Source organism: Falsiroseomonas sp. RANM36 (assembly GCF_056682175.1).
Map to the genome: position 1 here is coordinate 1,023,355 of NZ_JBWXTD010000003.1, position 10,314 is coordinate 1,033,668.

Here is a 10,314-nt window from a genome sequence, read left to right on the forward strand (position 1 = left end):
GGGGCCCGACGGCGCGCCCGCGGCCGGTTTCACCGGCCGCCAGTACTGGCGCGCAGGGATGGCGCGACCACCGGGGGCCGAAAGGCCCCCTTTTTGTTGGGAGAGACGATGGACCAACCTGACACTGAGTCGGCACGGATTCTGCGCGCCGCGGTTTTCGCCGCGCGGGTGCATGCCACGCATCGCCGCAAGGGCGCCTCGGCCGAGCCCTATGTGAACCATGTGCTCGAAGTGGCGCAGATCCTCGCCGAGCACGGTGCGCCGCAGGAGGCCGTGATCGCCGCCCTGCTGCACGACACGGTCGAGGACAGCGACCAGGACCCCGACCCGATCACCCATGAGCGGCTGGTCGCCGAATTCGGCGAGGCGATCGCGGTCATCGTGGCCGAGGCGACCGACGACAAGTCGCTGCCGAAGGAGACCCGCAAGGCGCTGCAGGTGAAGCACGCGCCGAAGAAGAGCGATGCGGCGAAGATGCTGAAGCTTGCCGACAAGATCTCCAACCTGCGGGCGATCACGGCCTCGCCGCCCGCCAACTGGGACCATGCGCGGCGGGTCGAGTATGTCGGCTGGGCGGGGCGTGTCGCGGCCGGGCTGAAGGGGCCGAACCCGGCGCTGGACGCGCTGTTCGAGGCAACCTATCGCGCGGCGATGGCGAAGCTCGCGGAAGAGGCCTGATGCCGGGCTTGCCGACGATCCTGGAGATCGAGCGGGCGACGCTCTCCGCCGTGCCGGCGCCCCGCGTCGCCTTCGACGGGGGCTTCGTGGTGCGCAGCTTCGCCGGCGGTACGGGGCGGGCGAATGCCGCCTGCCCGCTGGACCCCGCGCCGGACCCGGACCTTGCCGCGCGGATCGGGCGGATCGAGGGCTTCTATCGTCGTGCCGGCTTCACGCCGCGCTTCCGCTCCACCCCGCTCGATCCTCCCGGCATGGTCGCGGCGCTGGAAGCGCGCGGCTACCGGCCGCATGACGAGAGCCAGGTGATCCTCGGCCCGCTGGGGCCGCTGTTCCGCGACGATGCCGATTGCGTGGCACTCGGCGGGCCGGAGCCGGCGTGGACCCGCGTGATGGCAAGCGGGGAGCACCAGGTGCCGGCGCGACAGGCGGAGAAGGCGCGGATGCCGGCGCGGCGGGGCGCCCGGGCCGCGTGGCCCCGGCGGCGGCGGCCGGGCGCGCCGGCCGCCGGCGCCTCCGCGACCGCGGATGGCGCGCTGGCGGGGTTGTTCGACCTTGCCGTGCGCCCGGAGTTCCGGCGGCGGGGCCTCGGCCGGCGGGTGATGTCGGCGGCCGGCGCCTGGGCACGATCCCAGGGTGCGGGCTTGGCCTATGCGCAGGTCGCCTGCAGCAATGGGGCCTCGCTCGCGCTGAATGCCGGGCTCGGACTGACCGAGCGCTACCGCTATCGCTACTTCCTGCCGGCGTGAGGCAGCGCCCGGCGCCGGCGCCGGCCGGGGGGCGCCGCGACGCTCGGCGATGGGGTCAGGGCAGCAGCACCGTGCTGCCGGTGGTCTTGCGGGCCTCGAGCGCGCGATGCGCCTCGGCGGCGTCCTTCAGCGCGAAGCGCTGGTTGACGTTGATCTTGACCGCGCCCTTGGACACCACCTCGAACAGGGCGTTGGCGCAGGTTTCCAGGTCCTCCCGCTTGGCCGTGTAGGTCGCAAGCGTCGGCCGCGTCAGGTAGAGCGAGCCCTTCGCCGCGAGGATGCCGATATCGGGAACGGAGACCGGCCCCGAGGCATTGCCGTAGGACACCATCATGCCGAAGGGCATGAGGCAGTCGAGCGAGGTGAGGAAGGTGTCGCGCCCGACGCTGTCGAAGACGACCGGGAGCATCGCGCCGCCCGTGATCTCCTTCACGCGCGTGGGCAGGGTCTCGGTTCCGACCACCACGTGATCGGCGCCATGGGCGCGCACGAGCTGCGCCTTCTCCTCGGTGCTGACGCTGCCGATGACCGTAGCGCCGAGATGCTTGGCCCACTGCACCATGATGAGGCCGACGCCGCCCGCCGCGGCATGGACCAGGATGGTCTGGCCGGCCTGCACCCTGTAGGTGCGCGTCAGCAGGAAGCAGGCGGTCATGCCCTGCAGCATCATCGCCGCCGCCTGCTCATCCGTCACGCCGGCAGGGATCTTGACCAGACGGTCGGCCTTGATGGTCCGAGCCTCGGCATAGGCGCCGATCGGCGCGGTGGCATAGGCGACCCGATCGCCCGGCGCGACATTCGTCACGCCGTCGCCGACGGCCTCGACGATGCCCGCGCCTTCCATGCCGATGGTGGCCGGCAGCGCCGGGGCCTTGTAGAGGCCGGTGCGGAAATAGACGTCGATGTAGTTGAGTCCGATGGCCTTGTGCCGGACCAGCGCCTCGCCGGCCTTCGGCGCAGGAACCGGGATTTCCTCCCAGACCAGCACTTCAGGGCCGCCATAGTCGTGGACGCGAATGGCATGGTTCATCGGAGCATCGTCCCTCGCTGGCCGGCCCGGGAGAAGCCGAGCGGCAGTTCTGGCATCGTTTGCGCGCGGGAGCCATAGGCGCGCCGTTCATGGTCAAGCAGCCACAGTTTGGTGGAAGGACCCTCGCCCCCGGAATAGCCGCCGAGCGCCCCATGCGCCGCCAGCACACGATGGCAGGGGATCAGGATGGGGATCGGGTTGCTGCCATTGGCCTGGCCGATGGCGCGGGCGGAGGTGCCCAGTTCGCGGGCGATCTCGCCATAGCTGCGCGCCTGACCCGGCGGAATGGTCCGCAGCGTGGCCCAGACGCGCTTCTGGAAGTCGGTACCGTGCGGCGCCAGGGGCAGGTCGAAGGCCCCGCGCGTGCCGTCGAAATAGTCCTGCAATTGCGCCACGGCCAAGACCAGCAGCGGCGTGTGCGCCTGGTCGCGACCCCGACCCCAGTCGAGCGCGACGATGGCGTCGCCGTCTTCGGAGACTGTCAGGTCGCCGAGCGGGCTGAGGAGGGTGAGTTGCGGCATGGCGATGATCCGGGGCGGTCATGCGCCACAACCTGGGGGCCGCCGTCAAGCTGCGCCGGCCGGGACCACCACGGTGCGGCATGCATGACAGGCCGGGCGCCGCCCATGCCGCCAACGGTCCGCGCGACGGTGCCGGCCTGCCCTGGCACCTCAGCGCGGTCGTGGCTACATCCCGCCAGTCCCCCCTGCGTGGAGCAAGCCGTGGCCAGCGCCTCAACTCAGCCTGCCGTCACCGACGACGCCGATCCGCCGCTCTTTTTCCGCGCGCATGTCTTCGTCTGCTGCAATCGCCGCCCGGATGGCCATCGCCGGGGTTCCTGCGCCGCGCGCGGGAGCGAGGAGCTGCGGGACTACATGAAGGCCAGGGCGAAGGAGCTGGGGCTGCGGGGGGTGCGCGTGAACTCGGCGGGGTGTCTCGACCGCTGCGAGTTCGGCCCGACCATGGTGATCTACCCGGAGGGGATCTGGTACGGCCCCCGCAGCAGGGGGGATGTCGACGAGATCCTGCAGGCGCATCTCGTCGATGGCGGGCGCGTGCCCCGGCTGATGCTGACCGAACGGGATGTCATCGAGAAGCGGTGAGGGTCGCCTGCGCGGCCGAACCAGCCGCGCATGCGGTTCGACCACGCTCCGGATGCCCGGCGATCCGATGTTCCACGTGAAACACGCCCCGACAGGGGCGCGGCCGTTCCGCCGATGACCGACCTGCGGGACACGATCTTCGCCCGTGCTTCCGGGGCCGGCGCCGCGGCCATCGCGGTGATCCGCCTTTCCGGGCCGGATACGTCACGCGTGCTGCGCCAGGTTGCCGGCCCCCTGCCCTCGCCGCGGCTGGCCAGCCTGCGTGCGCTCCGTCACCCCGAACGGGACGAGATCCTGGATCGGGCGCTCATCCTCTGGTTTCCCGGTGCGGCCAGCTACACGGGCGAGGATTCGGCGGAACTGCATATCCATGGCGGGCCCGCCGTGGTCGCCGACGTGTCGGACCTGCTGGTGACGCTCGGCTGCCGACCGGCCGAAGGCGGCGAGTTCACCCGGCGCGCCTTCCTGCATGGCAAGGTCGATCTCACCCAGGCCGAAGCCATCGCCGACCTGGTTTCGGCCGAAACGAGCGCCCAGAGACGCCAGGCGCTGCGCCAGGCGGACGGCACGCTGGGGCAGCTTTATGCCGGATGGACGGACCGGGCGCGGCGCATGCTTGCGCATCAGGAGGCCGCCATCGAGTTCACGATGGACGACCTGCCGACCGACCTCGACCTCGCGGCCCGCCGCATGGCGGCAATGCTGGCCCAGGAGATCGCCGCGCATCTGAACGACGGCGGCCGCGGGGAGAAATTGCGCGCCGGCCTGTCGGCCGTGATCGTCGGCCCGCCGAATGCCGGAAAGTCCTCGCTGCTCAACGCCCTGGCTGGTCGAGAGGCCGCGATCGTCTCGGCGCGGCCCGGCACCACACGCGACATCGTCGAATGCCGGATGATCCTGGGCGGCGTTCCCGTCACCCTGGCGGACACCGCCGGGTTGCGAGAGACGGAGGACGAGATCGAGCGCGAAGGCGTTCGCCGCGCGCGCCGCCGTGCGGAGGACGCGGATGTCCTGCTTGCGGTCCTGCCTGCCGACACGGGCCCGGACGACCTCACCCTGCACCTCGTCGCCGGGCGGGAGGACGCGTTGCTCGTCGCCACGAAATGCGACATCGCGGCGCCGCCGGCGGATATAAGCGGGCGGCCAGTGCTGCCGACCAGCGCACGCGACGGCACCGGGCTTTCCCGCCTCACCGCCGAGCTCACGCGCCGCGCGGAACAGCAGGCGGGCGCGACGGACGCGCCGCTCATCACCCGCGCGCGCCACCGCGCCGCCCTGCAGGAAGCGCATGCGCTTCTCACCGAAGCGGAAAGGGCCCACCAGCCGGAGCTTGCGGCGGAGGCTTTCCGCGGCACGGTCAGGGCACTTGGGCGCCTGACGGGCCATGTCGGCATCGAGGACGTGCTCGACGTCGTGTTCGGCGACTTCTGCATCGGCAAGTAGCTGGCCTATAGACCCCGGCATGGTGAGCGATGCCTATGACGTGGTCGTGGTGGGCGGCGGGCATGCGGGCTGCGAGGCGGCCGCCGCGGCCGCGCGCTGCGGCGCACGCACGCTGTTGCTGACCCACCGGCTCGACCGCATCGGGGAGATGTCCTGCAACCCGGCCATCGGCGGAATCGGCAAGGGCCACCTGGTCCGGGAAATCGATGCGCTCGACGGGGTGATGGCCCGCGCCGCCGACGCCGCGGCCATTCACGGAAAGCTGCTGAACCGCAGCAAGGGGCCCGCCGTACGCGGGCCGCGTGTGCAGGCCGACCGGACGCTCTATCGGAACGCCATGCAGGCCCTGCTTCGGGCCACGCCGGGCCTTTGCCTCCTGGCCGATGCCGCGGAAGACATCGAGCAGGACGCCGGTGGAGCCGTCTCGGCCGTGGTCACCGCGTCCGGCCGTCGGATCGCCTGCGCCGCGCTGGTTCTGACCACAGGCACCTTCCTGCGCGGCGAGATCCATATCGGGGACGAACGTATCCCGGCCGGCCGGCGCGACGACGAACCCGCCATCGGCCTTGCCCTGGCGCTGGAGCGCCTGGGCCTGCCGCTGGCCCGGCTCAAGACCGGCACGCCGCCGCGGCTGGATCGCCGCAGCATCGACTGGGACGGGCTGGAAGCACAGCCCGGCGATGCGCCGCCCGAGCCCATGTCCTGGCTCACGGAGCGGATCACCAACCGTCAGGTCGAATGCCGCATCACCTATACGGCGCCTGCCACGCACGACCTCATCCGGGCCAATCTGCATCGCACCGCGGTCTATGGCGGCCGGATCCAGGGCGTCGGGCCGCGCTACTGTCCCTCGATCGAGGACAAGGTGGTCCGGTTCGCCGACCGTGACCGGCACCAGGTCTTCCTGGAGCCGGAAGGGCTCGACGACGACACCATCTATCCGAACGGCATCTCGACAAGCCTCCCGGCAGAGGTGCAGGCCGCCGTCATCGCCACCATTCCCGGCCTGGAGCGCGCGCGCATCCTGCGCCCGGGCTATGCGATCGAATACGATCACTTCGATCCGCGGGCGCTCACCCCCAGCCTGGAAGTGCGCGGCGTCCCGCGTCTCTTCCTGGCTGGGCAGATCAACGGCACCACGGGGTATGAGGAGGCGGCCGCGCAGGGCCTGATGGCCGGGCTGAATGCCGCCCAGCGCGCCGGCGGCGCCGGTCCGGACCGGGTTCTCTCCCGGACCGAGGCCTATATCGGCGTGCTGATCGACGACCTCGTCCTGCACGGCGTGTCGGAGCCATACCGGATGCTGACGGCGCGGGCCGAACACCGCCTCAGCCTTCGGGCCGACAATGCCGGCCTGCGCCTGACGGAGCGCGGGATCGACTGGGGCTGCGTCGGTCGCGACCGGGCGCGGCGCCATGCCGACTTTGCGGCTGAGGTCTCGGCCGCCTGCGAGCGGGCCAGCCGTGACAGCGCGACGCCGGGCGACCTGGCGAAGGCGGGCCTGCCGGCGCCCGCCGATGGCCGCCGTCGCACGCTGCTGGAGCTTCTGGCGCTTCCCGAGATGACCGTGGCCGCAGCCGGCCGGCTCTTTCCGTGGCTGCTGGATCTCCCTGCGCCCGTGCGCGCGCAGATCGAGGCGGAGGCGCTCTACGCGCCCTATCTTCGGCGCCAGGAAGCCGAGCGGCGCCTGATCGAGCGGGAGGACCGGCTTTCCATACCGTCGGGCCTGGACTTCGGCGCCATTCCTGGGCTCTCGCGCGAGATGCAGCAGCGACTTGCCGCCGCGCGTCCGGCGACGCTCGGCTCCGCCACGCGCGTGGCGGGCATCACGCCGGCCGCCGTGGCCGCCCTGGCCATGCACCTTCGGCGCGAGTCGGCGCGGTGAGTGTTTCACGTGGAACGGCCCATGCCGAGTCGGACCCGGCTTCGCTGCTGGAAGACCGCATCGCGCAATTCGTGGCGCTGTTGCTGCGCTGGAACAGCCGCATCAATCTCGTGGCCGATCGCGATCCGGCCGCGATACGCCACAGGCACATCGCGGATTCGCTCCAGCTGCACCCGCTGCTGCCGGCGGGCGAAGGCCCGATCGGCGATCTTGGCAGCGGGGGCGGCTTTCCGGGCCTCATCCTGGCCATGCAGGCGACCCGCCCCATGCACCTCATCGAAGCGGACCGGCGCAAGGCCGCTTTCCTGACGGAGGCCGCCGCACAGCTCGGCTTGAGCCATGTGCGGGTGCATCCGGAGCGGATCGAGACCGTCAGGCTCCCGCCCCTCGCGGCCGTCACCGCCCGCGCGCTGGCCCCGGTCGACACCCTGCTCGGCCAGGCGGTTCGCCTGCTCGACCCCCGCGGCATCGCCCTCTTTCCCAAGGGACGCTCGGCGGAGGCCGAGTTGACCGATGCCGGGCGCCACTGGACATTCCACGCCGAACGCTTCCCCAGCCGCACCGACCGCGAGGCCACCATCCTGCGCCTGAGCCAGATCCGACGTGCCGGACCCGACGTCTGACCGCGGGCCGCCGCGTGTCCTGGCCTTCGCCAACCAGAAGGGCGGCGTCGGCAAGACCACGACGGCCATCAACCTCGCAACCGCCCTGGCGGCCGAGCACAAGGTTCTGCTGCTCGACCTCGATCCGCAGGGCAACGCCTCGACGGGGCTGGGGATCGGCCGAGAGGACCGGGCGGAGGGCACCTACGCCCTGCTGGTCGCGGGGCGTCCGCTCGCGGAGCTTGTCCGCCCCACGGCCGTGCCCAACCTCTCCATCCTGCCCGCCGACCCGGACCTCGCCGGCGCGGAGGTCGAACTCGTGACCTTCGAGAGCCGCGAGCACCGGCTGGCCACGGCCCTTGCCGCCGCCGGACGGACGCTTGCAGGCTTCGACTTCGTGTTCCTCGATTGCCCGCCCTCCCTCGGCCTGCTCACGCTCAACGCGCTGGTCGCCGCCGACGGGGTCATCGTGCCGCTGCAGACGGAATTCTTCGCCCTTGAAGGCATCAGCCAGATCACCCGCACGATCGACCGGGTCCGCCGCGCGCTGAACCCGCGGCTGCAGCTGGAGGGCATCGTCCTGACGATGGTGGACCGGCGCAACAACCTCTCCGAGCTCGTCGCGGCGGATGTCCGCGGCTTCTTCAAGGACAAGGTGTTCGAGACCGTGATCCCGCGGAACGTCCGCGTCAGCGAGTCCCCTTCCCATGGCCTCCCCGTCCTGCTCTACGATTTCCGCTCGCCGGGTGCCCAGGCGCATCTCCGCCTCGCCGCCGAATTCCTCAGAAGGGAGCGCTTGCGCCGTCGCGCCGCATGAGCAGCACGTCCCGAAAGCCCCCGCGCCTCGGCCGCGGCCTGTCCGCCCTCATCCCGGACGCCCCGGCAGCCGAAGGCGGCGCGTCCCTTCGCACCGTACCGATCGAGGCGCTGGAGCCCGGACCCTTCCAGCCCCGGGGAGGCATGGACAAGGACGGCCTCGAGGAGCTCGCCGCCTCGATCCGGGAACACGGCATCCTGCAGCCGATCCTCGCCCGGCCCACACCGGGCGCCGATGACCGCTACCAGATCATCGGCGGAGAGCGTCGCTGGCGTGCCGCTCAGGCCGCGCAGCTGCACGAGGTTCCGGTCCTCATCCGCGATCTTGCCGACCGCGAAGCCATGGCGGTCGGACTGGTGGAGAACCTCCAGCGCCAGGACCTGAACGCCATCGAGGAGGCCGAGGGCTATCGCCGCCTGCTCGACGAGTTCGGCCTCACGCAGGAAGCGCTCGGCCAGGCCGTCGGCAAGAGCCGCAGCCATGTCGCCAACACCCTCCGCCTGCTCAACCTGCCGGCATCCGTGCGCAGCCTCGTCGCCGACGGTGCGCTCTCGGCCGGCCATGCGCGCGCCCTGGTCGGAACGAAGGATCCGGACCGCCTCGCCGCGCAGATCATCGCCCGCAGCCTGAATGTCCGGCAGGCCGAGACGCTTGCCGCGGCCGAGGCCCGCCCGCGCCAGCCGGCCACGGACGGCCAGGCGCGGGATCCGGACATCGCCGCGCTCGAACGCGACCTGACCGAACGCCTCGGCCTGCGCGTCTCCGTGCGGCCGCAGGGCAAGGGCGGCGAGATCAGCATCCGCTACCGCGACCTCGACCAGCTCGACGGGCTCATCCGGCTGTTGCAGGGCGGCGGCTGAGCCCCGCTCAGCTTCGCGCCAGCGCCGCGGCCTGCCGGGCGATCGCCGCCAGCGCCGCACGGGCGATCACGACATCCGCCTCGCGGAAGGCCGTCGTCTTGGTGCGCTTCTCCGCCTCCAGCAGCGCGGTGCCAACGCTCTCCAGCTGCGCGGCGGACCAGAGCCGCAAGGCCCGGTCGAAGGCCGGCTTGTGGCGAAAGAACACCGGCGGCCGCAGAACGGCGGCATCGCCACCCGCCACGGCCGCCTCATGCAGCCGCTGCACATGCCGCAGCGCCGCCCGCAGCACCCCGACCGGGCTGGCGCCTTCGGCGAAGACCGCCGTCAGCGTGCGGTCGGTGGTGGCGGCATCCCCGGCAGTCGCCGCCAGCAGGGCTTCCTCGAGGTCGAGCGCCGCACCCTCCCCAGCGCAGGCCATCGCCGCGTCCTCGTCCACCCGTCCGCCGGGCCCGACATAGAGCGCGAGCTTCTCCATCTCGCGCCGTGCCAGCATCCGGTCGTCGCCCAGCCGCCCGGCCAGCCAGGACAGCGCCGCCGGCTCAGCCTGCACGCCCTGCGCGTGCAGCATCCGGCCCAGCGTCGCCGCCAACGCCTCGCCACGCTCGCGATAGCAGGCGATCGTCGCCACTTCCGGCGCGGCCTCCGCCAGGGCGCGCAGCTTCGACCGCGGGCCGAGCGCACCGCCTTCCAGGACGATCAGCGAATCGCCGGGGGCCGCGATGGCTTCCTTCAGCGGGCCCGCATGGGCATCCGTCGCCTCGCGCAGCCGCACCACGCGGCGCCCGCCGGTCATCGCCAGCGCCGCAGCCTCGCCTTGCAAAAAGCCGGGCCGCGCCGCCTCGTCGCGGGTCGGCTCGGCCAGACGGAAGGGGTCGTCGGTCGCGCCGCCCAGCACCACCCGCACGAGGCCCTCGGCCCGTTCGCGCACCAGCCCCGGATCGTCGCCATGCAGCAGCACCGCCCGGAACCCTGCCGGATCGGACAGCACCGCCTCCGCCCGCCTGGCATCGAGCTTGGCCATGCCTCAGCCCACCCGCCGGTCCCGCGCCATGCCGGCCGGACTCATCGCACCGCGCCGGCCGGCCCTATCCCGCCGCTCAGCCCGCCCTGCTCGCCCAGGCTCCGCGCCGGGGCGCCCGCGCCCCGCGGC

11 protein-coding genes are annotated in these 10,314 nt (G+C 72.2%); 8 read left to right on the forward strand and 3 right to left on the reverse strand.

Annotation, left to right across the window (positions count from 1 at the left end):
• Window positions 1–108 precede the first annotated feature (108 nt).
• Window positions 109–678, forward strand: coding sequence for an HD domain-containing protein (locus AC1MIR_RS09700; RefSeq protein WP_480027965.1), 570 nt, complete (start codon window positions 109–111; stop codon window positions 676–678).
• The gene (locus AC1MIR_RS09705) at window positions 678–1,424 is read left to right on the forward strand and encodes a GNAT family N-acetyltransferase (protein WP_480027966.1); all 747 of its coding nucleotides are present in this window, start codon (window positions 678–680) and stop codon (window positions 1,422–1,424) included. The genes AC1MIR_RS09700 and AC1MIR_RS09705 overlap by 1 nt, the downstream gene beginning before the upstream one ends.
• 55 nt (window positions 1,425–1,479) lie before the next feature.
• On the opposite strand, the gene AC1MIR_RS09710 is transcribed toward AC1MIR_RS09705, so the two are convergent.
• Together AC1MIR_RS09710 and AC1MIR_RS09715 are read right to left on the reverse strand one after the other, a co-directional pair.
• A complete protein-coding gene (locus AC1MIR_RS09710) occupies window positions 1,480–2,454 on the reverse strand; it encodes a quinone oxidoreductase family protein (protein ID WP_480027967.1) in 975 nt (324 codons plus the stop codon).
• On the reverse strand, window positions 2,451–2,975 hold the full coding sequence (locus tag AC1MIR_RS09715; RefSeq protein WP_480027968.1) for a methylated-DNA--[protein]-cysteine S-methyltransferase: 525 nt from the start codon (window positions 2,973–2,975) through the stop codon (window positions 2,451–2,453). Before AC1MIR_RS09715 ends, AC1MIR_RS09710 begins: the two co-directional genes overlap by 4 nt.
• A 201-nt stretch (window positions 2,976–3,176) precedes the next feature.
• Between AC1MIR_RS09715 and AC1MIR_RS09720 the strand changes: the two genes are divergently transcribed.
• The 6 genes from AC1MIR_RS09720 (at window position 3,177) to AC1MIR_RS09745 (ending at window position 9,164) form a co-directional block, all read left to right on the forward strand.
• Window positions 3,177–3,557 carry a (2Fe-2S) ferredoxin domain-containing protein gene (locus tag AC1MIR_RS09720; protein ID WP_480027969.1) on the forward strand — a complete coding sequence of 127 codons (381 nt, stop codon included), beginning with the start codon at window positions 3,177–3,179 and terminating at the stop codon, window positions 3,555–3,557.
• Window positions 3,558–3,671: 114 nt separating this feature from the next.
• Complete coding sequence (gene mnmE / locus AC1MIR_RS09725; protein ID WP_480027970.1) at window positions 3,672–5,000, forward strand: tRNA uridine-5-carboxymethylaminomethyl(34) synthesis GTPase MnmE; 1,329 nt, start codon at window positions 3,672–3,674, stop codon at window positions 4,998–5,000.
• Between the two features lie 22 nt (window positions 5,001–5,022).
• On the forward strand, window positions 5,023–6,885 hold the full coding sequence (gene mnmG / locus AC1MIR_RS09730; RefSeq protein ID WP_480028734.1) for a tRNA uridine-5-carboxymethylaminomethyl(34) synthesis enzyme MnmG: 1,863 nt from the start codon (window positions 5,023–5,025) through the stop codon (window positions 6,883–6,885).
• On the forward strand, window positions 6,882–7,508 hold the full coding sequence (gene rsmG, locus AC1MIR_RS09735; protein WP_480027971.1) for a 16S rRNA (guanine(527)-N(7))-methyltransferase RsmG: 627 nt from the start codon (window positions 6,882–6,884) through the stop codon (window positions 7,506–7,508). Before mnmG ends, rsmG begins: the two co-directional genes overlap by 4 nt.
• On the forward strand, window positions 7,489–8,304 hold the full coding sequence (locus AC1MIR_RS09740; protein WP_480027972.1) for a ParA family protein: 816 nt from the start codon (window positions 7,489–7,491) through the stop codon (window positions 8,302–8,304). Before rsmG ends, AC1MIR_RS09740 begins: the two co-directional genes overlap by 20 nt.
• Complete coding sequence (locus tag AC1MIR_RS09745; RefSeq protein WP_480027973.1) at window positions 8,301–9,164, forward strand: ParB/RepB/Spo0J family partition protein; 864 nt, start codon at window positions 8,301–8,303, stop codon at window positions 9,162–9,164. The genes AC1MIR_RS09740 and AC1MIR_RS09745 overlap by 4 nt, the downstream gene beginning before the upstream one ends.
• 7 nt (window positions 9,165–9,171) lie before the next feature.
• On the opposite strand, the gene holA is transcribed toward AC1MIR_RS09745, so the two are convergent.
• Window positions 9,172–10,185, reverse strand: a complete 1,014-nt coding sequence (gene holA / locus AC1MIR_RS09750; protein ID WP_480027974.1) for a DNA polymerase III subunit delta — start codon at window positions 10,183–10,185, stop codon at window positions 9,172–9,174.
• Window positions 10,186–10,314: the final 129 nt, after the last annotated feature.